24 protein-coding genes are annotated in these 24,668 nt (G+C 62.9%); 16 read left to right on the top strand and 8 right to left on the bottom strand.

Features of this window, described 5'->3' with window-relative positions; translation table 11 throughout:
- Positions 1–92: 92 nt before the first annotated feature.
- Both CF161_RS30085 and CF161_RS30080 read right to left on the bottom strand, forming a co-directional pair.
- Positions 93–587 carry a DUF934 domain-containing protein gene (locus tag CF161_RS30085; RefSeq protein ID WP_020300409.1) on the bottom strand — a complete coding sequence of 165 codons (495 nt, stop codon included), beginning with the start codon at positions 585–587 and terminating at the stop codon, positions 93–95.
- Entirely contained in the window at positions 584–2,257 is a 1,674-nt protein-coding gene (locus CF161_RS30080; RefSeq protein WP_020300408.1) for a nitrite/sulfite reductase, read from the bottom strand. Before CF161_RS30080 ends, CF161_RS30085 begins: the two co-directional genes overlap by 4 nt.
- Positions 2,258–2,682: 425 nt before the next feature.
- Here CF161_RS30080 and ccoN (CF161_RS30075) point away from each other — a divergent pair, with 425 nt between their 5' ends.
- From ccoN (CF161_RS30075) to hemN, 14 genes are all read left to right on the top strand, one after another.
- On the top strand, positions 2,683–4,110 hold the full coding sequence (gene ccoN / locus CF161_RS30075; protein WP_043230928.1) for a cytochrome-c oxidase, cbb3-type subunit I: 1,428 nt from the start codon (positions 2,683–2,685) through the stop codon (positions 4,108–4,110).
- A gap of 10 nt (positions 4,111–4,120) precedes the next feature.
- Positions 4,121–4,729: a cytochrome-c oxidase, cbb3-type subunit II gene (gene ccoO, locus CF161_RS30070; RefSeq protein WP_020300406.1), complete on the top strand. Its 609-nt coding sequence runs from the start codon at positions 4,121–4,123 to the stop codon at positions 4,727–4,729.
- Positions 4,730–4,732: 3 nt separating this feature from the next.
- A complete protein-coding gene (locus tag CF161_RS30065) occupies positions 4,733–4,951 on the top strand; it encodes a cbb3-type cytochrome c oxidase subunit 3 (RefSeq protein WP_020300405.1) in 219 nt (72 codons plus the stop codon).
- Entirely contained in the window at positions 4,948–5,895 is a 948-nt protein-coding gene (gene ccoP, locus CF161_RS30060; protein WP_020300404.1) for a cytochrome-c oxidase, cbb3-type subunit III, read from the top strand. The genes CF161_RS30065 and ccoP (CF161_RS30060) overlap by 4 nt, the downstream gene beginning before the upstream one ends.
- A gap of 487 nt (positions 5,896–6,382) precedes the next feature.
- Positions 6,383–7,825, top strand: coding sequence for a cytochrome-c oxidase, cbb3-type subunit I (gene ccoN / locus CF161_RS30055; RefSeq protein WP_043230894.1), 1,443 nt, complete (start codon positions 6,383–6,385; stop codon positions 7,823–7,825).
- Positions 7,825–8,433, top strand: a complete 609-nt coding sequence (gene ccoO, locus CF161_RS30050) for a cytochrome-c oxidase, cbb3-type subunit II (RefSeq protein WP_011060240.1) — start codon at positions 7,825–7,827, stop codon at positions 8,431–8,433. Before ccoN (CF161_RS30055) ends, ccoO (CF161_RS30050) begins: the two co-directional genes overlap by 1 nt.
- A 5-nt stretch (positions 8,434–8,438) precedes the next feature.
- Complete coding sequence (locus tag CF161_RS30045) at positions 8,439–8,624, top strand: CcoQ/FixQ family Cbb3-type cytochrome c oxidase assembly chaperone (protein WP_003175465.1); 186 nt, start codon at positions 8,439–8,441, stop codon at positions 8,622–8,624.
- Complete coding sequence (gene ccoP, locus CF161_RS30040) at positions 8,621–9,604, top strand: cytochrome-c oxidase, cbb3-type subunit III (protein ID WP_020300402.1); 984 nt, start codon at positions 8,621–8,623, stop codon at positions 9,602–9,604. Before CF161_RS30045 ends, ccoP (CF161_RS30040) begins: the two co-directional genes overlap by 4 nt.
- A gap of 271 nt (positions 9,605–9,875) precedes the next feature.
- Complete coding sequence (gene ccoG / locus CF161_RS30035; protein ID WP_020300401.1) at positions 9,876–11,291, top strand: cytochrome c oxidase accessory protein CcoG; 1,416 nt, start codon at positions 9,876–9,878, stop codon at positions 11,289–11,291.
- Between the two features lie 11 nt (positions 11,292–11,302).
- Positions 11,303–11,842: a FixH family protein gene (locus CF161_RS30030; RefSeq protein WP_020300400.1), complete on the top strand. Its 540-nt coding sequence runs from the start codon at positions 11,303–11,305 to the stop codon at positions 11,840–11,842.
- 163 nt (positions 11,843–12,005) lie between these two features.
- Positions 12,006–14,441 carry a heavy metal translocating P-type ATPase gene (locus CF161_RS30025; protein WP_020300399.1) on the top strand — a complete coding sequence of 812 codons (2,436 nt, stop codon included), beginning with the start codon at positions 12,006–12,008 and terminating at the stop codon, positions 14,439–14,441.
- Between the two features lie 22 nt (positions 14,442–14,463).
- Positions 14,464–14,694, top strand: a complete 231-nt coding sequence (gene ccoS, locus CF161_RS30020) for a cbb3-type cytochrome oxidase assembly protein CcoS (RefSeq protein WP_020300398.1) — start codon at positions 14,464–14,466, stop codon at positions 14,692–14,694.
- On the top strand, positions 14,687–15,370 hold the full coding sequence (locus CF161_RS30015) for a sulfite exporter TauE/SafE family protein (protein WP_020300397.1): 684 nt from the start codon (positions 14,687–14,689) through the stop codon (positions 15,368–15,370). Before ccoS ends, CF161_RS30015 begins: the two co-directional genes overlap by 8 nt.
- A 148-nt stretch (positions 15,371–15,518) precedes the next feature.
- Entirely contained in the window at positions 15,519–16,901 is a 1,383-nt protein-coding gene (hemN, locus tag CF161_RS30010; protein WP_020300396.1) for an oxygen-independent coproporphyrinogen III oxidase, read from the top strand.
- Here hemN and CF161_RS30005 read toward each other — a convergent pair.
- On the bottom strand, positions 16,898–17,449 hold the full coding sequence (locus CF161_RS30005; protein WP_371106561.1) for a hypothetical protein: 552 nt from the start codon (positions 17,447–17,449) through the stop codon (positions 16,898–16,900). The two genes, hemN and CF161_RS30005, sit on opposite strands and share 4 nt — an antisense overlap.
- Before the next feature lie 79 nt (positions 17,450–17,528).
- On the opposite strand from CF161_RS30005, the gene fnrA reads away from it, so the two are divergent.
- Both fnrA and CF161_RS29995 read left to right on the top strand, forming a co-directional pair.
- Positions 17,529–18,263: a Crp/Fnr family transcriptional regulator FnrA gene (gene fnrA, locus CF161_RS30000; protein WP_020300394.1), complete on the top strand. Its 735-nt coding sequence runs from the start codon at positions 17,529–17,531 to the stop codon at positions 18,261–18,263.
- Positions 18,264–18,344: 81 nt separating this feature from the next.
- Positions 18,345–18,893, top strand: coding sequence for an adenine phosphoribosyltransferase (locus CF161_RS29995; protein WP_020300393.1), 549 nt, complete (start codon positions 18,345–18,347; stop codon positions 18,891–18,893).
- A gap of 72 nt (positions 18,894–18,965) precedes the next feature.
- On the opposite strand, the gene CF161_RS29990 is transcribed toward CF161_RS29995, so the two are convergent.
- The 5 genes from CF161_RS29990 to dnaX all read right to left on the bottom strand — a co-directional run bounded on the left by CF161_RS29990 (position 18,966) and on the right by dnaX (position 24,603).
- Complete coding sequence (locus CF161_RS29990; protein ID WP_020300392.1) at positions 18,966–20,114, bottom strand: acyl-CoA dehydrogenase family protein; 1,149 nt, start codon at positions 20,112–20,114, stop codon at positions 18,966–18,968.
- Between the two features lie 86 nt (positions 20,115–20,200).
- Positions 20,201–20,803, bottom strand: coding sequence for a recombination mediator RecR (gene recR, locus CF161_RS29985; protein WP_020300391.1), 603 nt, complete (start codon positions 20,801–20,803; stop codon positions 20,201–20,203).
- 65 nt (positions 20,804–20,868) lie between these two features.
- Positions 20,869–21,903, bottom strand: a complete 1,035-nt coding sequence (locus CF161_RS29980) for an NADP-dependent oxidoreductase (RefSeq protein ID WP_020300390.1) — start codon at positions 21,901–21,903, stop codon at positions 20,869–20,871.
- 185 nt (positions 21,904–22,088) lie between these two features.
- Positions 22,089–22,427: a YbaB/EbfC family nucleoid-associated protein gene (locus CF161_RS29975; RefSeq protein ID WP_020300389.1), complete on the bottom strand. Its 339-nt coding sequence runs from the start codon at positions 22,425–22,427 to the stop codon at positions 22,089–22,091.
- Positions 22,428–22,494: 67 nt separating this feature from the next.
- The gene (gene dnaX / locus CF161_RS29970; RefSeq protein WP_043230889.1) at positions 22,495–24,603 is read right to left on the bottom strand and encodes a DNA polymerase III subunit gamma/tau; all 2,109 of its coding nucleotides are present in this window, start codon (positions 24,601–24,603) and stop codon (positions 22,495–22,497) included.
- Between the last annotated feature and the right edge of the window lie 65 nt (positions 24,604–24,668).

Genomic DNA, 24,668 nt, shown 5'->3' with positions numbered 1-24,668 from the left:
GCACTGCGGAGCTTTTTTACCCGCAGTTGCCAGCCATTTCGCACGCCCGCATTTGACCAAAGCCCGCCCCGGACGCTACAGACGCGCCGGGGCTAGCGCCGGCGAAACAGCGGCCGTGGTTCGATCACCGAGCGCCCATATTGCACGCTCATGCCGACCAGGCCCTTGAGGGCGTCGGTGGCGGATTTGTCTTCGCGCACGGCAAAGCTGTCGAAGCCGCACTGGCGCATATGGCTGAGCTGATCGCGCAACACATCGCCGATGGCGCGCAACTCGCCGAGCCAACCCAGGCGGGTGCGCAGCAGATAGGCCTGGCTGTAGGCGCGGCCGTCGCGAAAGCTCGGGAAGTCCAGGGCGATCATCGGCAGCAGCTTGAGCCAGGGCTTGAGGCTTTCCACCTCGTCGTCCGGGCCCAGCCACACCGCGTCCCGCGTCGGGTGGTGCTCGATGCGCCGGATCAGCCAGCGCGCCAGAGGCAAGACCAGGGGCCCGTCGGGCAACGGGCCATCGACCTCGCGAACCAGGGTCCAGGCATCGTCTTCCACCAGCCGCGCTTCGCCGTCCTGCAGTTGCAACAGGTTATTCATGCCAGTGCCTCCTGGGCCTTGGGGTAGACCCGCTCCTTGAACGGCTCCAGGCCGATGCGGTTGAGGGTGTCGATAAACAGCTCTTCGCTTTCGCGGTAGCGCACGAAGGTGGCGATGATCCACTCGATCACCTGGGGGATTTCGGCGGCGCTGAACGACGGCCCGATCACCTTGCCCAGGGTGCTGTCGCGGCCCTGGGCGCCGCCGAGGGTGACCTGGTACCACTCGCTGCCGTTTTTATCGACCCCGAGAATGCCGATGTTGCCGATATGGTGATGGCCGCAGGCGTTGATGCAGCCGGAGATATTGAGGCTGATATCCCCCAGGTCGTGCAGGTAATCCAGGTCTTCGAAACGCTGCTGGATGCCCTGGGCGATGGGGATCGACTTGGCGTTGGCCAGGGCGCAGAAATCGCCGCCGGGGCAGGCAATGATGTCAGTCAGCAGGCCGACGTTGGCGCAGCCCAGGCCCTGCTCGCAGGCTTGCTGCCAGAGGGCGAACAACAGCGACTTGGGCACGTCCGGCAGGACGATGTTCTGCTCGTGGGCCATGCGGATTTCACCAAAGCCGAACTGCTCGGACCAGTCGGCCACCGCGTTCATCTGCTCGGCGCGCACATCCCCCGGCGGCGACGCCATGCCCGGCTTGGTCGAGAGCACCACACAGGTGTAGCCCGGCACTTTGTGCGGCTGCACGTTGCGCGACACCCAGCGGGCAAACCCCGGGTTCTCGGCCAGGCGCACGCCGTGGTCGAGGTCGATCTCGCTGCGTGGCGGGTAATCGGGGGCGACAAAGGCGCTGGCGACCCGCTGGTACTCGGCTTCGGTCAATTGCGCCGGGCCGTCCTTGAGGTGCTGCCACTCCTCCTCCACTTCCTTGGCGAAGGCTTCGATGCCCAGGGCCTTGACCAGGATCTTGATCCGCGCCTTGTACTTGTTGTCGCGCCGCCCGTGGCGGTTGTAGACCCGCAGCACGGCCTCGACGTAGGACAGCAGGTGCTGCCAGGGCAAGCCTTCGCGAATCTGCAAACCGAGGATCGGCGTGCGTCCCAGACCACCACCGACGATCACCCGCAGCAGCATTTCCCCGGACCGGGTGCGGTACAGGTACAGGCCGATGTCGTGCATCATGATCGCCGCCCGATCCTCCCTGGCCGAGCAGATGGCGATCTTGAACTTGCGCGGCAAGTACAGGAATTCCGGGTTGATGGTCGACCACTGGCGCAGGATTTCCGCCAGCGGCCGAGGGTCGAGGATCTCGTCGGCGGCCACCCCGGCAAAGGCTTCGGTGGTGATGTTGCGCACGCAGTTGCCGGAGGTCTGGATCGCATGCATCTCGACCTCGGCCAGGCGTTCGAGGATGTCCGGGACCTCGGCCAGCTCGATCCAGTTGAACTGCATGTTCTGCCGGGTGGTGATGTGGCCGTAGCCGCGGTCGTAGTCCCGGGCGATGCTGGCCAGGGTGCGCATCTGCCGCGCACTGAGGGTGCCGTAGGGAATCGCCACCCGCAGCATGTAGGCGTGCTTTTGCATGTACAGGCCGTTCTGCAGGCGCAGCGGCAGGAACTCTTCCTCGCTCAGTTCGCCGGCCAGGAACCGCTCGACCTGATCGCGAAACTGCGCCACCCGTTCAAAGACCAGGGCCCGGTCGTAATCGTCATACAGATACATGTCATTGCCTCATCAGTACTGCGCCGCTTCCCTCCCGCCCCCACCTCGCCTGTCGCCGCTGCCGCAGGCTCGGGCCGCGCTCGGACGCTGGCCTGGCCGGACAATCGGGGAGTGTCGGCGTAGCAAGCGGCCAGCGCAGCCTCGTGCCTTGGCCGCGGCTACAGGATCGGGGTTTGCACCTCGGGGGGGCGGACAGGGTTCTTGTGTGATGAAGACTATGGCGCAACAGCTCAGCACGTTACAGATTCAGGTAAATACTAAAAAACCATATCAGGGCGCGGCCGATGGCCGCAGGCAGGCGATAAATCTGATCCGTATTAATGCAGTTTTTCTGAGCCTGTTTTGTTTCGCCCATGCTTTCTACAGTTTGCGGCATGCCAGACCGGGTGGCCTGGCAAGACTTTGCAACCGTGGAAGAATTGACCATGAGCACAGCAACAATCGAACCGGCCTACAACTACAAGGTGGTCCGCCAATTCGCCATTATGACGGTGGTGTGGGGCATCGTCGGCATGGGGCTCGGGGTTTTTCTCGCTGCCCAGTTGGTCTGGCCCGAACTCAACTTCAACCTGCCGTGGACCAGCTTCGGCCGCCTGCGCCCGTTGCACACTAACGCGGTGATCTTCGCCTTCGGTGGCTGCGCACTGTTCGCCAGCTCCTTCTACTCGGTGCAACGCACCTGCCAGACCCAGCTGTTCGCGCCGAAAATCGCCGCGTTCTGCTTCTGGGGCTGGCAACTGGTGATCGTCCTGGCGGCCATCAGCCTGCCACTGGGCTACACCAGTTCCAAGGAATACGCCGAGCTGGAATGGCCGATCGATATCCTGATCACCATCGTCTGGGTCGCCTACGCCATCGTGTTCTTCGGCACTCTGGTCAAGCGCAACACCAAGCACATCTATGTCGGTAACTGGTTCTTCGGTGCGTTCATCATCACCGTGGCGATCCTGCATATCGTCAACAACCTGGAAGTGCCGGTCAGCCTGACCAAGTCCTACTCGCTGTACTCCGGCGCGACGGATGCCATGGTTCAGTGGTGGTACGGCCATAACGCCGTAGGTTTCTTCCTGACCGCCGGCTTCCTCGGGATGATGTACTACTTCGTGCCGAAACAGGCCGAGCGTCCGGTGTACTCCTATCGCCTGTCGATCGTGCACTTCTGGGCCCTGATCACCCTGTACATCTGGGCTGGTCCGCACCACCTGCACTACACCGCGCTGCCGGACTGGGCGCAATCCCTGGGCATGGTGATGTCGCTGATCCTGCTGGCGCCAAGCTGGGGCGGCATGATCAACGGCATGATGACGCTCTCGGGCGCCTGGCATAAGTTGCGCAGCGACCCGATCCTGCGCTTCCTGGTGGTGTCCCTGGCGTTCTACGGCATGTCGACCTTCGAAGGTCCGATGATGGCGATCAAGACCGTGAACGCCCTCTCCCACTACACCGACTGGACCATCGGCCACGTGCACGCAGGTGCCCTGGGCTGGGTGGCGATGATCTCGATCGGCGCGCTCTACCACATGATCCCGAAAGTCTTTGGTCGCCAGCAGATGTACAGCCTGGGTCTGATCAACGCGCACTTCTGGCTCGCCACCATCGGCACCGTGCTCTACATCGCCTCGATGTGGGTCAACGGTATCGCTCAGGGCCTGATGTGGCGCGCAGTCAACGAAGACGGCACGCTGACTTACTCCTTCGTCGAAACCCTGGTGGCCAGCCACCCAGGCTTCATCGTGCGACTGGTGGGCGGTGCAATCTTCCTCAGCGGCATGTTCCTGATGGCTTACAACACCTGGCGCACCGTGCGGGATGCACAACCCGCTGAAGTTGCCGCCGCTGCGCAGATGGCCTGAGGAGTTAGCCATGAAACACGAAACGATTGAAAAGAACGTCGGCCTGCTGATGTTGCTGATGGTGTTCGCCGTCAGCATCGGCGGCCTGACCCAGATCGTCCCGCTGTTCTTCCAGGACGTCACCAACAAGCCGGTGGAAGGCATGAAGCCCTACACCGCGCTGCAACTGGAAGGCCGCGACATCTACATCCGCGAAGGCTGCGTCCAGTGCCACTCGCAGATGATCCGGCCGTTCCGCGCTGAAACCGAACGTTACGGCCACTACTCGGTCGCCGGTGAAAGCGTCTGGGACCACCCGTTCCTGTGGGGTTCCAAGCGTACCGGTCCGGACCTGGCCCGGGTTGGCGCACGCTACTCCGATGACTGGCACCGCGCGCACTTGTACAACCCGCGCAACGTGGTGCCTGAGTCGAAGATGCCGGCCTACCCATGGCTGGTCACCGCACCGGTGGACAGCAGCCACACCGAAACCAAGCTCAAGGTCATGCGCGGCTTCGGCGTGCCGTACACCGATGAAGACATCAGTGGCGCAGTCGCCAGCCTCAAGGGCAAGACCGAAATGGACGCGCTGGTCTCCTACCTGCAAGTGCTCGGCACTGCCATCAAGAGCAAGAGGTGAGCCATGGGTCTTGAATTCGATACTGGAATGATCCGCGGCCTCGGCACGCTGGTGGTGGCGATTGCCTTCATCGGCCTCTCGCTCTGGGTATTCAACTCCAAGCGCAACCCGGAGTTCGCCCAGGCGAGCCTGCTGCCGTTTGCCGACGAGCCGCTGCCGGACGCCGTTACCCAACCTGACGCTCAACCTGAAGAGCCTGCAACAAGGAGCATTCGGCCATGACCACCTTCTGGAGTACGTGGATCTGCGTACTGACCATTGGCAGCCTGATCGGTCTGACCTGGCTGCTGATCGGCACGCGCAAGGGCGAAACCAAGGGCAGCGTCGACCAGACCATGGGCCACAGCTTCGACGGCATCGAGGAGTACGACAACCCGTTGCCGCAATGGTGGTTCCTGCTGTTCGCCGGCACCCTGGTATTTTCCGTGGGCTACCTGATCCTTTACCCAGGCCTGGGTAACTGGAAAGGCGTGCTGCCGGGCTATCAGGACGGCTGGACCCAAACCAAGGAATGGGACAAGGAAATGGCCAAGGCCGACGCCAAGTTCGGGCCGATCTTCGCCAAATTCGCAGCCATGCCCGTGGAAGAAGTAGCCAAGGACCCACAAGCGCTGAAAATGGGCGGCCGTCTGTTCGCCTCCAACTGCGCGGTGTGCCACGGCTCGGATGCCAAGGGCGCGTTCGGCTTCCCCAACCTGGCTGACAACAGCTGGCGCTGGGGTGGTTCGGCAGACACCATCAAGGCCACCATCATGAATGGTCGCCATGCGGCAATGCCGGCCTGGGGTGAAGTGCTGGGTGAAGACGGGGTCAAAAACGTCGCGGCCTATGTCCGTCACGAACTGGCCAAGCTGCCCTTGCCCGCCGACAGCAGCGCCAACCTGGCTGCAGGACAGCAAGCGTTCAGCACCACCTGCGTCGCGTGCCATGGCCCTGAAGGCCACGGCGTCGAAGCCATGGGGGCGCCGAACCTGACGCAACCGGCCGCGTTCATCTACGGCACCAGCCTGACCCAGCTGCAACAGACCATTCGCCATGGTCGCCAGGGTCAGATGCCGGCCCAGGAAGCCCTGCAAGGCAACGATAAAGTGCATTTGCTGGCCGCCTACGTATACAGCCTGTCCCACCCTGCTGATGGCGCAACGCCAGAAAGCAAAGCCGAATAAACCCCGGCTGATCGACCCGGCTGCCGCATCGGCTCAAGATGCGGCAGCTCCCCGCCACTGCGCGACCAAGTGTCGCACCCTTCGCCGACCTCGCTTTCCCCTCTTCCCATTCGGGTCTACGCTTGTTTCGACAGTGGGCCTGGAACCGCCATTCAGCGGCTGACGACAACCGACGACTCAGACATTTCTGCGTGATGTCAGGCGCAGAGGCTGGTTTATACCGGCTGTCGCGTCACTCGCCGTCCGTCACCTGAATAACGTGTTCATACACAGTCAGTTACATCTCACCTGACGGCCATGGATTTTTTGTCCGAGGCGACAATTTTTGCCACCTGATTTTGTCCCTACGCGGAACATGGAAAGGGCGCAGAATCTGGTTTGGCAAGCATTGACGCAGATCAGGTTGCGTTGCAATGGCACCCCGGTTTCTCCATACTTGCGACCGCTTTTTACTCCTAATAAAACACCCAAACCGTGGAACCTTAGAATGAGCACAGCAATCAGTCCGACTGCTTATAACTATAAGGTAGTCCGCCAGTTCGCCATCATGACGGTGGTCTGGGGGATCCTTGGCATGGGGCTTGGTGTCTTCATTGCCTCACAACTTGTGTGGCCTGAATTGAACTTCGGTCTTCCCTGGACGACGTTCGGACGCCTACGCCCACTGCACACCAACCTGGTGATTTTCGCCTTCGGTGGATGTGCATTGTTTGCCACTTCCTATTACGTCGTGCAGCGAACCTGCCAAACGCGACTGATTTCCGACTCGCTGGCCGCCTTCACCTTCTGGGGATGGCAAGCCGTGATCGTCGGCGCGATCGTTACCTTGCCGCTGGGTTACACCACCACCAAGGAATACGCGGAACTGGAATGGCCCCTGGCCATCCTGCTGGCCATTGTCTGGGTCGTCTACGGTCTGGTGTTCTTTGGCACCATCACCAAGCGCAAGACCAAGCACATCTACGTCGGCAACTGGTTCTACGGTGCCTTCATCGTCGTGACGGCGATGCTGCACATCGTCAACCACGCCTCGCTGCCGGTCAGCTTCTTCAAGTCCTACTCGGCTTACGCCGGTGCGACCGACGCCATGATCCAGTGGTGGTACGGCCACAACGCGGTAGGTTTCTTCCTGACCACCGGCTTCCTGGGGATGATGTACTACTTCGTGCCGAAACAGGCCGAACGTCCGATCTACTCCTATCGCCTATCGATCGTGCACTTCTGGGCCCTGATCACCCTGTACATCTGGGCTGGCCCGCACCACCTGCACTACACCGCACTGCCGGATTGGGCACAGTCCCTGGGCATGGCGATGTCGATCATCCTGCTGGCGCCAAGCTGGGGCGGCATGATCAACGGCATGATGACCCTGTCGGGTGCCTGGCATAAGCTGCGCACCGACCCGATCCTGCGCTTTTTGGTGGTGTCCCTGGCGTTCTACGGCATGTCGACCTTCGAAGGTCCGATGATGGCGATCAAGACCGTCAACTCGCTGTCGCACTACACCGACTGGACCATCGGCCACGTACACGCCGGTGCCTTGGGCTGGGTGGCGATGATCTCGATCGGCGCGCTCTACCACATGATCCCGAAAGTCTTCGGGCGCCCGCAGATGCACAGCATCGGCCTGATCAACACCCACTTCTGGCTCGCGACCATCGGCACCGTGCTCTACATCGCCTCGATGTGGGTCAACGGCATCACCCAGGGTCTGATGTGGCGTGCAATCAACGATGACGGCACCCTCACCTACTCCTTCGTCGAAGCCCTGCAAGCCAGCCACCCTGGTTTCATCGTTCGTGCCCTGGGCGGTGCGTTCTTTGCCAGCGGCATGCTGTTCATGGCCTACAACGTGTACCGCACCGTTCGCGCCTCGAACCCGGCGGAAGCTGAAGCCGCTGCTCAGATCGCTGTAGTTGGAGCTCACTGATGAAGCACGAAGTAGTCGAGAAGAATATCGGCCTGCTGGCCTTCTTCATGGTCATCGCCGTCAGCATCGGCGGCCTGACCCAGATCGTCCCTCTGTTCTTCCAGGACGTGACCAACAAGCCGGTGGAAGGCATGAAGCCGCGCACCGCCCTGGAACTGGAAGGCCGCGACGTTTATATCGCCAACGGCTGTGTCGGCTGCCACTCGCAGATGATCCGTCCGTTCCGCGCTGAAACCGAACGTTACGGCCACTACTCGGTCGCCGGGGAAAGCGTCTGGGACCACCCGTTCCTGTGGGGTTCCAAGCGTACCGGTCCGGACCTGGCCCGAGTCGGCGGTCGTTACTCCGATGACTGGCAGCGCGCGCACTTGTACAACCCGCGCAACGTAGTGCCCGAGTCGAAAATGCCGGCTTATCCGTTCCTCGTGGAAAACAAGCTCGACGGCAAGGACACTGCCAAAAAAATGGAAGTCTTGCGCACGCTCGGCGTCCCTTACACCGACGAAGACATCGCCGGCGCCAAGGATGCTGTGAAGGGCAAAACCGAAATGGACGCGCTGGTGGCCTATCTGCAAGGCCTGGGCACCATCATCAAAAGCAAACGGTGATCTAGATGGATATCGGGATGATTCGAGGCCTGGGCACCGTTGTCGTGATGGTGGCCTTCATCGGCTTGGCGCTATGGGTGTTCAGCCCCAAGCGCAAGTCCGAGTTTGAAGACGCGACCTTGCTGCCCTTCGCGGATGATCCCGAAGCCATCAAGCACGTCGAGCAAGCTTCTAGGAGTAACAAAGAATGACTACGTTCTGGAGTCTGTACGTCACAGTCCTCAGTCTGGGTACCATCTTCGCCCTGACCTGGCTGCTGCTGTCGACCCGCAAGGGCCAGCGCGCCGAGCAGACCGACGAGACGGTTGGCCACTCCTTCGACGGGATCGAGGAGTACGACAACCCGCTGCCGAAATGGTGGTTCATGCTGTTTGTCGGCACCATCATCTTCGCCCTGGGTTACCTGGTGCTGTACCCGGGCCTGGGAAATTGGAAAGGCCTGTTGCCGGGTTATGCCTACCTGGATAACGACAAGAAAACCGAGTTCGCCAACGGCCAGTCCGGCTGGACCGGCGTGCACGAATGGGAAAAGGAAATGGCCAAGTCGGACGCCAAGTTTGGGCCGATCTTCGCCAAATTCGCGTCGATGCCCATTGAAGAAGTAGCCAAGGACCCGCAAGCACTGAAGATGGGTGGCCGCCTGTTCGCCTCCAACTGCTCGGTGTGCCACGGTTCCGACGCCAAGGGCGCCTACGGCTTCCCGAACCTGACCGACGCCGACTGGCGCTGGGGCGGCGAGCCGGAAACCATCAAGACCACCATCATGGGCGGTCGCCACGCAGTGATGCCGGCCTGGGCCGAAGTCATTGGCGAGCAAGGCGTCAGCGATGTAGCGGCTTACGTCCTGACCAACCTCGATGGGCGCAAGCTGCCGGAAGGCGCCAAGGCCGACGTGGCGGCGGGGCAGAAGCTGTTCGCCACCAACTGCGCGGTCTGCCACGGTCCGGAAGGCAAGGGCACGCCAGCAATGGGCGCACCTAACCTGACCCACCCGGCCGCGTTCATCTATGGCTCGAGCTTTGCCCAACTGCAGCAGACCATCCGTTACGGCCGCCAGGGCCAGATGCCTGCCCAGGAACAACTGCAAGGCAACGACAAGGTTCACCTGCTGGCCGCTTACGTCTACAGCCTGTCGCACAGCGACAAGGCGCCAGAGGCAGACGCCCAGTAAGGCAAACGCCTGAAACCCAAAAAGGCCCCGCCCATGTGAATGAGCGGGGCCTTTTTGTTTTCAGGCCCTCGCCGCCCCGGCAAAGCGGTCCATAATTCACAAGTCAATTGATTCAAGTCATTACACCATCAATTGATTTCCCCCAACGCGACCAAAGGTCGCACCCTCGGGCCAGAGCGACAGGCGTATCATTGCGCCACTGCACTACCCTTCTTGACCGCGGTCGGCACGTACTGACCGAGGCATTTTTCCACTGCCGTGGGATGCAATGATGAGCAATCAGATTCCGGTACAAAACGTTACCCCGCCTGCCAAGAACGCGAACAACAGCGTCGACCTTTACGCCTCCCGAGAAAAAATCTACACCCGCGCCTTCACCGGATTGTTCCGCAACCTGCGGATGCTCGGGGGGGCCGGATTGTTCCTGCTGTATTTCGGCACCGTCTGGCTCAACTGGGGTGGCCACCAGGCCGTCTGGTGGAACCTGCCGGAGCGCAAATTCTTTATCTTCGGCGCCACCTTCTGGCCCCAGGACTTCATTCTGCTGTCCGGGCTGCTGATCATCGCTGCCTTCGGCCTGTTCTTCATCACCGTCTATGCCGGGCGCGTCTGGTGCGGCTACACCTGCCCGCAAAGCGTCTGGACCTGGATCTTCATGTGGTGCGAAAAGGTCACCGAAGGCGACCGCAACCAGCGCATCAAGCTCGACAAGGCGCCAATGAGCGCCAACAAGTTCGTGCGCAAATTCAGTAAACACAGCCTGTGGCTGCTGATCGGTTTCGTCACCGGCATGACCTTCGTCGGTTACTTCTCACCGATCCGCGAACTGGTGATCGACTTTTTCACCGGCGAGGCAGATGGCTGGTCGTACTTCTGGGTCGGCTTCTTCACCCTCGCCACCTACGGCAACGCTGGCTGGCTGCGCGAGCAGGTGTGCATCTACATGTGCCCGTATGCGCGCTTCCAGAGCGTGATGTTCGACAAGGACACCCTGATCGTCTCCTACGACCCGCGCCGGGGTGAAGCCCGTGGTCCGCGCAAGAAAGGCGCCGACTACAAGGCCATGGGCCTGGGCGATTGCATCGACTGCACCATGTGCGTTCAGGTCTGCCCGACCGGCATCGATATCCGCGACGGCCTGCAGATCGAGTGCATCGGTTGCGCCGCCTGCATCGACGCCTGCGACAGCATCATGGACAAGATGGAGTACCCGCGGGGGCTGATCAGCTACACCACGGAGCACAACCTTTCCGGGCAGAAAACCCATAAACTGCGCCCGCGCCTGATCGGTTATGCGCTGGTGCTGCTGGCCATGATCAGTCTGTTGGTCACCGCGTTCTTCATGCGTTCGCTGGTGGGGTTCGACGTCAGCAAAGACCGCGTGCTCTATCGTGAAAACGCCGAGGGCCGGATCGAAAACGTCTACAGCCTGAAGATCATGAACAAGGACCAGCGCGACCACACCTACGTCCTCGACGCAGCCGGCCTGCCGGACCTGAAACTGCAGGGCAAACGCGAGATCAAGGTGGCGGCCGGCGATATCGTCAGCATGCCGGTCGAGCTGTCGAGCGCCCCGGAACAACTGCCGTCGAGCACCAACGAGGTGAAGTTCATCCTCAAGGACGCCGACGATGAAAGCGTCCACGTTGAAGCCAAGAGCCGGTTCATCGGCCCACAAATTCGTTGAGAGAAGTCATCATGCCCGCAGCAACCGCCGCAAGCCCTTGGTACAAGCACCTCTGGCCCTGGATCATCATCGGCATCCTGGCCTGTTCGGTGACCTTGACCCTGTCCATGGTAACCATCGCCGTCAACAACCCGGACAATCTGGTCAACGACAACTACTACGAGGCCGGCAAGGGTATCAATCGCTCGCTGGACCGCGAGCTGCTGGCCCAGACCCTGAAAATGCGCGCCAACGTGCACCTCGACGAGATGACCGGTGAAGTCGACCTGCGCCTGAGCGGCAACAGCCAGCCCTCGACCCTGGAGCTGAACCTGATCTCGCCGACCCAGCCGGAAAAAGACCGCAAGATCACCCTGGCCCGCAGTGAAACCGAGCAAGGCCGCTATATCGGCCAACTGACCGACAAGGTCGAGGGTCGTCGTTTTGTCGAACTGCTGGGCGTGGAGGGCGACAAGACCTGGCGCATGTTCGAAGAGGAACAAGTCAGCCATGACAAGGACCTGCTGCTGGGCGACGAGCCTCTGCAAGGCGCCGAAGACCTGAAGAAGTAATGCGCTCCCCTGTGGCTAGGGAGCGTGCTCCCGCCAGGCCGCAACGCGGCAGCATGGTGTGCGACGCCGATCGTTCAGCTCCTGCGCTTGCGCGACAGCGCATCGACCTGACTGCCGGGCACGCGCCCGCTTCCTGGCCACAACGGTTTTAATGGCTACGCACATGACCACGCCCCTCCCCTGCTACCACTGCGCATTGCCGGTTCCGTCCGGCAGCCGCTTCACCGCCGTCGTCCTGGGCCAGGCCCGGGAATTTTGCTGCCCCGGCTGCCAGGCGGTTGCCGAGGCGATCGTCGCCGGCGGCCTGGAAAGCTACTACCAGCACCGCAGCGAAGCCTCGGCCAACCCCGAGGCACTGCCAGTGCAACTGGTGGATGAACTGGCGCTCTACGACCGCGCCGATGTGCAAAAACCCTTTGTCCGGCACCAGGGCGACCTGGCAGAAACCACGCTCCTGATGGAAGGCATCAGTTGCGCCGCCTGTGGCTGGCTGATCGAGAAACACCTGCGCAGTCTGCCCGCCGTGGCTGAGGCGCGCCTGAACCTGTCCAACCATCGCCTGCACGTGAGCTGGGTCGACAGCCAGCTGCCGCTGAGCCAACTGCTCAGTGAACTACGGCATATCGGCTATGCAGCCCACCCCTACCAGGCCGACCGCGCCTCTGAACAGTTGGCCAGCGAAAATCGCCTGGCCCTGCGCCAATTGGGGGTGGCCGGCTTGCTGTGGTTCCAGGCGATGATGGCCACCATGGCCACCTGGCCGGAATTCAACATCGACCTCAGCCCCGAACTGCACACCATCCTGCGCTGGGTCGCGCTGTTCCTGACCACCCCGATCGTGTTCTACAGCTGCGCACCGTTCTTCAAGGGCGCCATGCGCGACCTGCGCACCCGCCACCTGACCATGGACGTCTCGGTGTCGCTGGCCATTGGCGGCGCCTACATTGCCGGGATCTGGACCGCCATCAGCGGGGTCGGCGAGTTGTACTTCGATGCGGTGGGCATGTTCGCCCTGTTCCTGCTGGCCGGGCGTTACCTCGAGCGCCGGGCCCGGGAACGCACGGCTGCCGCCACCGCGCAACTGGTGAACCTGCTGCCCGCCTCATGCCTGCGCCTGGGCGCGGACGGCCAGAGCGAGCGCATCCTGCTCAGCGAACTGGCCCTGGGCGACCGGGTGCTGGTGCACCCCGGCGCCATCCTGCCGGCCGACGGCAAGATCCTTGACGGCCAATCGAGCGTCGATGAATCGCTGCTGACCGGAGAGTACCTGCCGCAACCGCGCACCACCGGGGATGCGGTCACCGCCGGCACCCTCAATGTCGAGGGCGCACTGACCGTCGAGGTCCTGGCCCTGGGCCAGGACACCCGCCTCTCGGCCATCGTGCGCCTGCTGGACCGGGCCCAGGCGGAGAAGCCGCGCCTGGCGGAAATCGCCGACCGCGCCGCCCAGTGGTTCCTCCTGCTGTCATTGATCGCCGCCGCCGCCATCGGCCTGCTGTGGTGGCAACTGGATGCCTCCCGGGCGTTCTGGATCGTCCTCGCGATGCTGGTTGCCACCTGCCCGTGCGCGCTGTCCCTGGCCACCCCGACCGCACTCACCGCGGCCACCGGCACCCTGCACAAACTGGGCCTGCTGCTGACTCGCGGCCATGTGCTGGAGGGCCTGAACCAGATCGACACGGTCATTTTCGACAAGACCGGCACCCTCACCGAGGGGCGCCTGGCCCTGCGCGCGATCCGGCCGCTGAGCCACCTCGACAGCGAGCAGTGCCTGGGCCTTGCTGCCGCGCTGGAAAACCGCTCGGAGCACCCGATCGCCCGCGCATTCGGGCGCGCCCCGGTGGCGGCCGAAGAAGTGCTCAGCACCCCGGGCCTGGGCCTTGAGGGCCGAGTCGGCGAACAGCACCTGCGCATCGGTCAGCCGGCCTTTGTCTGCGCCCTGAGCGGCGCGGCACTGCCGGCCCTGCCTGATGAGGCCGGACAGTGGCTGCTGCTGGGCAACCGCCAGGGCCCGTTGGCCTGGTTTGTCCTGGATGATCGGCTGCGCGCCGACGCCCCGGCCCTGCTCGCCGCCTGCAAGGCACGGGGCTGGCGCACCTTGCTGCTGTCCGGCGACAGTTCGCCGATGGTCGCCAGCGTCGCCGCCGAACTCCACGGCGGCTTGCGCCCGGATGACAAGTTGCAAGTCCTGCAACAGTTGCATCAACAGGGGCGCAAGGTGCTGATGCTCGGCGACGGGGTCAATGATGTGCCGGTATTGGCCGCGGCCGATATCAGCGTGGCCATGGGCTCGGCCACCGATCTGGCGAAAACCAGTGCCGACGCTGTGCTCCTGTCCAACCGCCTGGAGGCCCTGGTCCAGGCCTTCAGCCTGGCCCGGCGTACGCGGCGGGTGATCATCGAAAACCTGCTGTGGGCCGGGCTGTACAATGGCCTCATGCTGCCGTTCGCCGCCCTCGGCTGGATCACTCCCGTCTGGGCGGCGGTCGGCATGTCCATCAGTTCCCTGACCGTGGTGCTCAACGCCCTGCGCCTGACCCGCATGCCAGCCGTGCAGGCAGCCAGCGCCACGCCTGAAACCCGCCCGTTGCCGGCTTGAGCCGCGCGAGCATGGAGTCCAGATGCCAGCTCTTTATGTGATGATCCCGGCGGCCCTGCTGATCGTGGGCATCGCCATCTACATCTTCTTCTGGGCGGTCGACAGCGGTCAGTACGACGACCTCGACGGCCCGGCCCACAGCATTCTGTTCGACGACCAGGACCCGAAGCACCAGGCCGCCGTCGACGAAGCCAAGGGCCAGCCCGATCCGGCGCCGGCGCCCGGCAAAGACCAGGCACCGCCCCATGCTTGAACTGGCGCCGCTGCTGGTTTCTGCCGTCATTCTCGGCCTGCTCGGCGGCGGGCACTGCCTGGGCATGTGTGGTGGCCTGATGGGCGCGCTGACCCTGGCGATCCCCAAGGAGCAGCGCAGCCGACGCTTTCGCCTGTTGCTGGCCTACAACCTGGGGCGGATTCTCAGTTACGCCACGGCCGGCCTGCTGCTCGGTCTCGCCGGCTGGGCGGTGGCCAACAGCCCGGCGGCGCTGTTTATGCGGGTGCTCGCCGGGTTGCTGCTAATTGTCATGGGCCTGTACCTGGCCGGCTGGTGGAGCGGCCTGACCCGGATCGAAAGCCTCGGACGCGGCCTGTGGCGCCATGTACAGCCATTTGCCAATCGCTTGCTGCCGGTGTCGAGCCTGCCCCGCGCCCTGCTCCTGGGCGCGCTCTGGGGCTGGCTGCCGTGCGGGCTGGTCTACAGCACCCTGCTGTGGTCGGCCAGCCAGGGGAATGCCGTGGACAGTGCACTGTTGATGCTGGCTTTCGGCCTGGGCACCTGGCCGGTGCTCCTGGCCACCGGGCTGGCCGCCGAGCGGGTCACGGCCCTGTTGCGCAAGCGCAGCATCCGCATGACCGGTGGCCTGCTGGTGATCCTGTTTGGTATCTGGACCCTGCCCGGCCCCCACCAGCACTGGCTGATGGGCCACTGAGCCACGCCCGACAGGCGTCTAGCATCACGCTCTACGCTGGTCGCATCGACCCGCGAGCCGCCGACCACCCTTGATGCAAATCAAGATGGGCGGCGCATCGACCCCCTAGACTCGCGAACACTGCCAGCCTATCCGGGGGAATTCCCGCATGCTCGACGCCATTCGTTGGGACACTGATCTGATCCGCCGTTACGACCTGGCGGGGCCTCGCTACACCTCTTATCCGACCGCCGTGCAATTCAATAGTCAGGTCGGTACGTTCGACCTGCTGCACGCCCTTCGCGACAGTCGCAAGGCCCTGCGCCCGCTGTCGCTGTATGTGCATGTGCCGTTCTGCGCCAACATTTGCTATTACTGCGCCTGCAACAAAGTCATCACCAAGGACCGCGGCCGCGCCCAGCCCTACCTGCAGCGCCTGGAGCAGGAAATCCAGCTGATCGCCTGCCACCTGGACCCCAACCAGAAAGTCGAGCAGCTGCACTTCGGCGGCGGCACCCCGACCTTTCTCAGCCATGACGAACTGCGGCAACTGATGGCCCAGCTGCGCAAGCACTTCAACCTGCTGGACGACGATTCCGGCGACTACGGCATCGAGATCGACCCCCGTGAGGCCGACTGGTCGACCATGGGCCTGCTGCGCGAACTGGGCTTCAACCGGGTCAGCATCGGCCTGCAGGACCTCGACCCGGCCGTGCAACGTGCGGTCAACCGCCTGCAGAGCCTGGAAGAAACCCGCGCCGTCATCGAAGCCGCGCGCACCCTGCAGTTTCGCTCGATCAACATCGACCTGATCTACGGCCTGCCCAAGCAGACCCCGGACAACTTCGCCCGCACCGTGGACGAGGTGATCAACCTGCAGCCGGACCGGCTCTCGGTGTTCAACTACGCCCACCTGCCCGAGCGCTTCATGCCCCAGCGGCGGATCAACGGCAATGAACTACCGGCCCCGGCCGACAAACTGCAGATGCTCCAGCGCACCATCGAGCAACTGACAGCGGCGGGCTATCGCTATATCGGCATGGACCATTTCGCCCTGCCCGACGACGAGCTGGCCATTGCCCAGGAAGACTCGACCCTGCAGCGCAACTTCCAGGGCTACACCACCCACGGGCATTGCGACCTGATCGGTCTCGGCGTCTCGGCCATCAGCCAGATCGGCGACCTGTACTGCCAGAACAGCAGCGACCTCAATCACTACCAGAACGCCCTGGCCGGCGCCCAACTGGCCACCAGCCGTGGCCTGGTGTGCAACCCGGACGATCGGCTGCGGCGCGAGGTGATTCAGCAACTGATCTGCAATTTCAGCCTGCAATTCGACGCCATCGAACAGGCGTTCAATATCGACTTTCACGGCTACTTCAAAGACCTGTGGCCACAACTGCGGGCCATGGCCAATGACGGCCTGATTGAGCTGGACGGCACCGGCATCACCGTACTGCCCGCCGGGCGCCTGCTGGTGCGCTCGGTGTGCATGGTGTTCGACGCCTACCTGGAACAACAGAATCGCCAGCGGTTTTCCCGGGTGATCTAGGGCTTCATCAACAAGGAGGCGGCCTTGAGCACTTGCTCGGGAGACAGGCCGGACGTTTTCATGGCTTTGGCCAACGCGTTGTTGGCGGTCAGCAAACCGGCATTGAGCCCCGCCAAGGCGGCTTGCAAGCTGCCGAGTCGGGCCTTGGTCTGTTCCGGCGTGAGATGTTTGTCGGCCAGGACCGCCTGCATTTCGGCCATTTTTTCGGCGATCTGCTGCTGCAACTTGCGAATCATCTTCAACAGTTGCTGGATGTTCTCGGGCAGGCCGCTTTCTTCAATATCGCTGTTGGCACCCTGGGCAGCGGAGGATTTACTTTGCCCGGCACCGGACAGCGACACTTTGACGCCCTCGGCGCCGGGTGCAACGGCCCCATTAGCCGCCTGAAAGGGGTCATCGCCAGCTATCGGCGAAGGCTCGATCAGTGGTTGCAAGTTGTTGTTGCCACTGGAAATGCTGCCAACGGAAGACATGATTTCGGTTCCCTGCGCGATTGGCGATGACAGGTTATCGACCCCTAAAAGGAATGCTTTACGACTGAACGTCACTGCGGCGCGGACTGGCTTGAACCTTGTGCTGTGAGTTACCCTTACGGCTTATGTGTGTTTCCCCACAAGGATTTTAGTAATGTCCGAGCCAGTTAAACTGCGCGCTCACAACCAGGCCCATTGCAAGGATTGCAGCCTGGCCCCCCTCTGCCTGCCACTTTCTCTGAATCTGGAAGACATGGATGCGCTGGACGAAATTGTCAAACGTGGTCGGCCGCTGAAGAAAGGCGAATTCCTGTTTCGCCAGGGCGATGTATTCGACTCCGTCTACGCGGTACGCTCCGGTGCGCTCAAGACCTTCAGCCTGAGCGACAGCGGTGAAGAGCAGATCACCGGCTTCCACCTGCCCAGCGAGCTGGTAGGGCTGTCCGGGATGGACACCGAAAGCCATCCGGTTTCCGCCCAGGCGCTGGAAACCACCTCAGTCTGCGAAATTCCTTTCGAACGCCTCGATGAACTGGCCTTGCAACTGCCACAGTTGCGCCGCCAGTTGATGCGCGTCATGAGTCGGGAGATTCGTGACGACCAGCAAATGATGCTGCTGCTGTCGAAAAAAACCGCCGACGAACGCATTGCGACCTTCCTGGTCAACCTCTCCGCGCGTTTCCGGGCTCGCGGGTTCTCGGCCAATCAGTTCCGCCTGAGCATGTCGCGCAACGAAATCGGCAATTACCTGGGCCTGGCGGTGGAAACCGTGTCCCGGGTGTTCACGCGCTTCCAGCAGAACGAACTGATCGCGGCCGAAGGCAAGGAAGTGCACATCCTCGATCCGATCCAGCTCTGCGCCCTCGCCGGCGGCGCACTGGAAGTCTGACCCCACCCGCCCACGCCGAGCCAAGCGGCGCGGGCGCGGGTATACTGGCGCGGCCCATTTGCCCGCCAGGACACCCTCACGATGGTCTTCGACAGCTTCGACATCAAATCCCTGATCCGCCCCGTCATCGACTTTCCGAAACCGGGCGTCATCTTTCGCGACATCACCCCGCTCTTCCAGTCGCCCAAGGCCCTGCGCCTGGTAGCCGACAGCTTTGCCCAGCGCTACGTCGAAGAAGACTTCAGCCACATTGGCGCCATGGATGCCCGTGGGTTTCTGATCGGCTCGATCATCGCCTACCAACTGAACAAACCGCTGATCCTGTTCCGCAAGCAGGGCAAGCTGCCTGCGGATGTGCTGGCCGAGGGGTATCAGACCGAGTACGGCGAAGCCTTCCTCGAAGTGCACGCCGACAGCCTGTGCGAAGGCGACTCGGTGCTGATGTTCGATGACCTGATCGCGACCGGCGGCACCCTCATCGCCGCGGCCAACCTGGTACGGCGCATGGGAGCGAAGATCTTCGAAGCCGCCGCCATCATCGACCTGCCGGAACTGGGTGGCTCGCAGAAACTGGAAGACATGGGCATCCCGACCTTTTGCCTGACCCGGTTTTCCCTGACCGAGCACTGATTATCCCTCTCGCCGGCACGCCCGCCGCTACCGCCCCCTGCGATGCGGCAGCGGCCTTGTCGGCAAGTCGCGCTACAACCCCATCTGCTTGCTGATGATTTCGTTCATCACTTCCCGGGTGCCACCGCCGATGGAAAGGATGCGATTGTCGCGGTACAGCCGCTCCACCAGGCTTTCCCGAATATAGCCGAGCCCGCCGAGGATCTGCACCGCGTCATAAGTGATGCGGTCGGCGGTGTCGGTGGCCACGTTCTTGGCCATGGAAATCTCCTTGATCACACTCTTGCCGACGGCCATTTTCGCGGCCTGCCGATAAGTGAACTCCCGTGAGACTTCCAGCGCCGTGGCCATCTCCGCCAGGCGATGCTTGAGCACCTGGAACTTGCCGATGGGTTTGCCGAACGCTTCACGCTCACGCGCCCACTTCAGGCTCTCTTCCAGAGCCAGTTGCGCGGTCATGTTGGCCATCAGCGCCAAGGCGAGCCGCTCGCTCTGAAAGTTGCCCATGATGCAGGCAAACCCCATATTTTCGGCGCCGATCAGATGCTCCACAGGCACCCGGCAATCATCGAAGAACAGCTCGGCGGTATCGGAGGCCCACCAGCCCATTTTCTTCAACTGACGGCCGACGCTGAAGCCCGGGGTGCCCTTTTCGATCAATAGCAGGCTGATACCGCCAAACCCCGGCGCCCCGGTGCGCACCGCCACGGTGTAGAAGTCCGCGCGCACGCCGCTGGTGATAAAGGTCTTGCTGCCGCTGACCCGGTAATAATCGCCCTCGCGCACGGCCCGCGTTTGCAGATTGGCCACATCCGAGCCGCCGCCGGGCTCAGTCACCGCCAGGGCGCTGATTTTCTCCCCGGACAGGACCTGGGGCACCACCCGATCGCGAACCTCGGCCCGGGCCCATTTGACGATCGGCGGCAAGCCGATATCCAGGGACCCCAACGCCGCCACCAGGCCGCCGGAGCCGCTGCGCATCAGCTCTTCGCTGGCGGCAATCTTGGCGAACACGTCACCTTCATGGCTGCCACCCAGTGCCTCCGGATAGCCGATGCCGAGGATCCCGGCAGCGCCGGCCTTGAGGTACAACTCGCGGGGAAAGGTCTCGGCCTCCTCCCACTGGTCGATATCGGGAAGGATCTCGCGCTCGACGAAACGTCGCACGCTATCGCGGATCAATTGGTGGCTAGGGTCGAAGTATTCCTGGCAGGCAGACATCGGCAAGCTCCTCTGAAGGTCGAAGGAACTTACCAAGCGCTTGCTTGGTTTTCAAGGCGGCGCCGCGCTCGGCGCGCCATGAGTCCTTACAAGGCGATAGGTTTGCGCCCGGCGAACGAGTGGGCCAGGGTCCCGCCGTCCACCAGCTCCAGCTCGCCACCCAGCGGCACGCCGTGGGCAATACGCGAGGTCACCAGGCCCTTGTTGCTCAGCAGTTGAGCGATGTAGTGCGCCGTAGCCTCGCCTTCGACCGTAGGGTTGGTCGCCAGAATCACTTCGGTGAAACTGCCCTGCTCCTCGATGCGCGCCACCAACTGTGGAATACCGATGGCTTCAGGGCCGAGGCCATCCAGCGGCGACAAATGCCCCTTGAGCACAAAATAGCGACCGCGATAACCAGTCTGCTCCACCGCGTACACATCCATCGGCCCCTCGACCACACACAGTAAAGTGTCGTCGCGGCGATTATCCGAGCATTGCGGGCACAGATCGTCTTCGGTGAGGGTCCGGCACAACCGGCAATGACTTACGCCCTCCATGGCCTGGCTCAGGGCCAGGGCCAACCGCGAGCCACCGCTGCGGTCGCGTTCGAGCAATTGCAGGGCCATGCGCTGGGCGGTTTTCTGACCGACGCCGGGCAAGGTGCGCAGGGCGTCGATCAGTTGGCGAATAAGGGGGCTGAAGCTCATGGGCAAAGGTCCGACAAAACAACGAGACGCGGTTTATACCCGCGCCTCCGATTAGCGTCAAATGCTCAAGCTTGTGCGACGCGCACCACCAGCTTGCCGAAGTTGCGCCCTTCGAGCAGGCCGATAAAGGCTTCAGGGGCCTGTTCCAGGCCCTCGACCACGTCCTCCTTGAACTTGACCTTGCCTTCACGCACCCAGGGCGTCATGGCGCTGACAAACTCCGGCTGGCGATCAGCGTAGTCATCAAACACGATGAAACCCTGGATGCGCACGCGCTTGGTCAGCAATGCACGTTGCAGCAGCGGCAGGCGATCCGGTCCGGGTGGCGCCTCTTTAGCGTTGTACTGAGCGATCAGCCCGCACAGGGGGATCCGCGCCTTGGGATTGAGCAGCGGCAACACCGCCTCGAACACTTTGCCGCCGACGTTCTCGAAATAGATGTCCACACCCTTGAAGCAGGCCTGGGCCAACTCGTCGGCAAAATCCGGGCTGTGGTGATCGATACAGGCATCAAAACCCAACTCCTCGACCACATACCGGCATTTCTCGGCACCGCCGGCCACCCCGACCACCCGCAGCCCCTTGAGCTTGGCCACCTGCCCCACCACCGAACCCACGGCGCCGGAGGCCGCAGCCACCACCAGGGTCTCCCCGGACTTTGGCTGGCCGATGTCCATCAAGCCCATGTAGGCGGTCATGCCCGGCATGCCCAGCACCCCCAGGGCCATGGACGGGCTGGGCAGCCCCACCGGCACCGGCACCAGATTGCGTCCGTCGGAGATGCTGTGGCTCTGCCAACCGGTGGCGCCCACCACCAGGTCACCTTCCTGGAATTTCGGGTTGCGCGAGCGCTCGACCTGGCTGACCGCGCCGCCGGTCATGACGTCATTGATCTCGACGGGCGCGGCATAGGACGGTGCATCACTCATGCGTCCGCGCATGTAGGGGTCCAGCGACAGGTACAAGGTCTTCAGCAGTACCTGGCCATCCGCCAGGTCCGGCAACGCCACGCGCTCCAGGCGAAAGTTTTCCGGCACAGGCGCTCCGTTCGGCCGGGAAACCAGAACCACGCGCTGGTTGAGGGTCAATGCTTGCGACATCAGAGGCGCTCCTTATCAAGGATTGAATGGGTCATACAGGGTGCAGACCGCGACACGCCGGGGGCGTTCGATGTTTCTACCTGTTCATGCCAGGCATCGCGGGCGCCGGGCGGGTTCGCTGAAGCAAAAAAAGCCAGGCTCGAAGCCTGGCTTTTTTTGTATGACATCCGATGCGCTCGCGCGAATCAGAACGGCAGTTTCATGCCTGGAGGCAATTGCATGCCTGCAGTCATGCCGGACATTTTGTCCTGGCTGTTGGCTTCGATCTTGCGCACGGCGTCGTTGACCGCCGCTGCGAACAGATCTTCCAGTACTTCGCGGTCATCCTCGCTGACGCCTTCAAGCAGGGTTGGGTCGATGCTGACACGCTTGACGTCGTGACGGCCGGTCATGACCACGGTGACCATATCGCCACCCGCCTTGCCGGTGACTTCGGCGTTGGCCAGCTCTTCCTGCATCTTGGCCATTTTTTCCTGCATCTGCTGCGCCTGCTTCATCAGGCCGGCCATGCCACCTTTCATCATGGGAATCACCTCAAAGTACTTGGATAAACATCGCGCCCGGCCAACAGGACCCGGCGCCCTTCAGTTATTAGCCCTGAGTGACCAGAGCTTCGACAGGTTCAATAGTATCGTGCCGAACCACCGCGCCGAACTGTTGCACCATCTGCTGGATGAACGGATCGCCGTGAATCGACTCCTCGGCCTCGCGCTGGCGATTGACCCGCCGCCGCGATGCGGCCTGGGCCGGGGTTTCCTGCTCGGGCTTGATCAGCTCGATGCTGATACTCAAGGTGCGCTGGAAATGCTGATTCAGCGCATCGTTGAGCCGGCGCTGCTGGGTTGCGTTGAACAGCGCGCTGTGCGCCGGGTCCAGGTGCAGCAACCAGTTGTCGCCGTCCACCGCCATCAGGGTGCAGTTGGCGGCGATGCTGCCGGTCATGCCGGAAATCGGCAGTTTCGGGAATAGCTCCAGCCACTCCAAGGCCAAGCCGGTGGCCGGCATCGCCGCAGGTTCCGGTTCCGGCTCGGGGGCCGGTTCAGCGGCGTGCTCACTGGCCAGTTCGTCCAGGTAGCTGTAGGCCGAATCGATGTCCGGCTCAATATAGTCCTCGTCCAACGGCGGCTCGTCGTCCAGGTCGATACCTGGTGTCGCGGCGTCCACCTCGGCCACCGTCGGCTCCGGCACCGGCGCGCTGACCCACTCCGGCGCGTCCGGCACCACGCTGTCAGGCGTGGGGGTCGGCATCGGCGTCAGCTCTGGCTGCTCGGCGGCGGTTTCCAGCACCGGCTCGACAGCGGGCTGTTGCTCGATGCTCGGCTCAACCGGGTCATTCCACGGCAGGTCGACCACCGCTTCGGCAACCGGCGGTTCGGGCGTCGGCTCGGGGGCGACTTCAAGCGTTGGGGGCACAACGGCCGCCACTACCGGCTCAGGCGCGGCCTGTGGGGCAGCTTGTGGAACAACAGGAGCGACCGGCTCGGCAGCAGCGACTGGCGCCACCGCTGCCGCTACGGGTGCAGCAGGTACGGTGCGCGCCACGGATTGAGCGGAATCAACTGTGGCTTGGCTGATCCCCACTGGCTTTAGCGCCTGCCTCGGCGCGTCCGCAGTGTCTGCCGGACGGAAGGCCAGCATCCGCAGCAGCACCATTTCGAAGCCGCCTCGCGGATCCGGTGCCAGCGGCAGGTCGCGCCGGCCGATCAGGCCCATCTGGTAATAGAACTGCACATCCTCGGCCGGCAGGGCCTGGGCCAGGGCCAGCACCCGGTCGCGGTCGCCATGGCCGTTGTCGACCCCCTCGGGCAATGCCTGAGCAATGGCGACGCGGTGCAGCACGTTGAGAATTTCCGAAAGTACGCCATTCCAGTCCGGGCCCTGCTCGGCCAGGTGGCGCACCGCCTCAAGCAATGCCTTGGCATCGCCTTCGATCAGTGAATGCAGGACATCGAATACCTGGCCGTGGTCCAGGGTCCCGAGCATCGCCCGCACGTCGGCCGCCATGACCTTGCCTTCACCAAAGGCGATGGCCTGGTCGGTCAGGCTCATGGCATCGCGCATCGAGCCATCGGCGGCGCGCCCCAGCAACCACAGGGCGTCGTCTTCGAACGGCACGTTCTCGACGCCCAGCACGTGGGTCAAATGCTCGACCACACGCTCCGGCGTCATGTTCTTCAGGGAGAACTGCAGGCAGCGCGACAGAATGGTTGCAGGAAGTTTCTGCGGATCGGTGGTGGCCAAGATGAATTTGACGTAGGGCGGCGGCTCTTCCAGGGTTTTCAACAGGGCGTTGAACGAGTGACTGGAAAGCATGTGCACTTCGTCGATCAGGTAGACCTTGAAGCGCCCGCGGCTCGGCGCGTACTGCACGTTATCCAGCAGTTCGCGGGTATCTTCGACCTTGGTCCGGCTCGCGGCGTCGATCTCGATCAGGTCGACGAAGCGCCCTTCGTCGATCTCGCGGCAGACCGAGCAGGTGCCGCAGGGCGTGGAAGTGATACCTGTTTCACAGTTCAGGCATTTGGCAATGATCCGCGCGATGGTGGTTTTGCCCACCCCGCGGGTGCCGGTAAACAGATAGGCGTGGTGCAGCCGCTGGCTGTCCAAGGCATTGATCAGAGCCTTGAGCACATGGGTCTGGCCGACCATTTCGCGGAACGAGCGCGGACGCCATTTACGTGCAAGAACCTGATAACTCATCGAAAACCGTCGCAACTGGGAAGCGGAAGCCGGTAATGCTAGCGGAGCAAGGGCGAAATTGCATC

The organism is Pseudomonas sp. CF161, from assembly GCF_000416215.1.
Classification (GTDB): domain Bacteria; phylum Pseudomonadota; class Gammaproteobacteria; order Pseudomonadales; family Pseudomonadaceae; genus Aquipseudomonas.
This window is presented reverse-complemented; position numbering and strand designations above follow the sequence as displayed.

What these genes read in the sequence shown, in the direction of transcription:
- CF161_RS30085 (WP_020300409.1), bottom strand. Translation starts at nt 587, where the DNA reads ATGAATAACCTGTTGCAACTGCAGGACGGCGAAGCGCGGCTGGTGGAA.
- CF161_RS30080 (WP_020300408.1), bottom strand. Translation starts at nt 2,257, where the DNA reads ATGTATCTGTATGACGATTACGACCGGGCCCTGGTCTTTGAACGGGTG.
- ccoN (WP_043230928.1), top strand. Translation starts at nt 2,683, where the DNA reads ATGAGCACAGCAACAATCGAACCGGCCTACAACTACAAGGTGGTCCGC.
- ccoO (WP_020300406.1), top strand. Translation starts at nt 4,121, where the DNA reads ATGAAACACGAAACGATTGAAAAGAACGTCGGCCTGCTGATGTTGCTG.
- CF161_RS30065 (WP_020300405.1), top strand. Translation starts at nt 4,733, where the DNA reads ATGGGTCTTGAATTCGATACTGGAATGATCCGCGGCCTCGGCACGCTG.
- ccoP (WP_020300404.1), top strand. Translation starts at nt 4,948, where the DNA reads ATGACCACCTTCTGGAGTACGTGGATCTGCGTACTGACCATTGGCAGC.
- ccoN (WP_043230894.1), top strand. Translation starts at nt 6,383, where the DNA reads ATGAGCACAGCAATCAGTCCGACTGCTTATAACTATAAGGTAGTCCGC.
- ccoO (WP_011060240.1), top strand. Translation starts at nt 7,825, where the DNA reads ATGAAGCACGAAGTAGTCGAGAAGAATATCGGCCTGCTGGCCTTCTTC.
- CF161_RS30045 (WP_003175465.1), top strand. Translation starts at nt 8,439, where the DNA reads ATGGATATCGGGATGATTCGAGGCCTGGGCACCGTTGTCGTGATGGTG.
- ccoP (WP_020300402.1), top strand. Translation starts at nt 8,621, where the DNA reads ATGACTACGTTCTGGAGTCTGTACGTCACAGTCCTCAGTCTGGGTACC.
- ccoG (WP_020300401.1), top strand. Translation starts at nt 9,876, where the DNA reads ATGAGCAATCAGATTCCGGTACAAAACGTTACCCCGCCTGCCAAGAAC.
- CF161_RS30030 (WP_020300400.1), top strand. Translation starts at nt 11,303, where the DNA reads ATGCCCGCAGCAACCGCCGCAAGCCCTTGGTACAAGCACCTCTGGCCC.
- CF161_RS30025 (WP_020300399.1), top strand. Translation starts at nt 12,006, where the DNA reads ATGACCACGCCCCTCCCCTGCTACCACTGCGCATTGCCGGTTCCGTCC.
- ccoS (WP_020300398.1), top strand. Translation starts at nt 14,464, where the DNA reads ATGCCAGCTCTTTATGTGATGATCCCGGCGGCCCTGCTGATCGTGGGC.
- CF161_RS30015 (WP_020300397.1), top strand. Translation starts at nt 14,687, where the DNA reads ATGCTTGAACTGGCGCCGCTGCTGGTTTCTGCCGTCATTCTCGGCCTG.
- hemN (WP_020300396.1), top strand. Translation starts at nt 15,519, where the DNA reads ATGCTCGACGCCATTCGTTGGGACACTGATCTGATCCGCCGTTACGAC.
- fnrA (WP_020300394.1), top strand. Translation starts at nt 17,529, where the DNA reads ATGTCCGAGCCAGTTAAACTGCGCGCTCACAACCAGGCCCATTGCAAG.
- CF161_RS29995 (WP_020300393.1), top strand. Translation starts at nt 18,345, where the DNA reads ATGGTCTTCGACAGCTTCGACATCAAATCCCTGATCCGCCCCGTCATC.
- CF161_RS29990 (WP_020300392.1), bottom strand. Translation starts at nt 20,114, where the DNA reads ATGTCTGCCTGCCAGGAATACTTCGACCCTAGCCACCAATTGATCCGC.
- recR (WP_020300391.1), bottom strand. Translation starts at nt 20,803, where the DNA reads ATGAGCTTCAGCCCCCTTATTCGCCAACTGATCGACGCCCTGCGCACC.
- CF161_RS29980 (WP_020300390.1), bottom strand. Translation starts at nt 21,903, where the DNA reads ATGTCGCAAGCATTGACCCTCAACCAGCGCGTGGTTCTGGTTTCCCGG.
- CF161_RS29975 (WP_020300389.1), bottom strand. Translation starts at nt 22,427, where the DNA reads ATGATGAAAGGTGGCATGGCCGGCCTGATGAAGCAGGCGCAGCAGATG.
- dnaX (WP_043230889.1), bottom strand. Translation starts at nt 24,603, where the DNA reads ATGAGTTATCAGGTTCTTGCACGTAAATGGCGTCCGCGCTCGTTCCGC.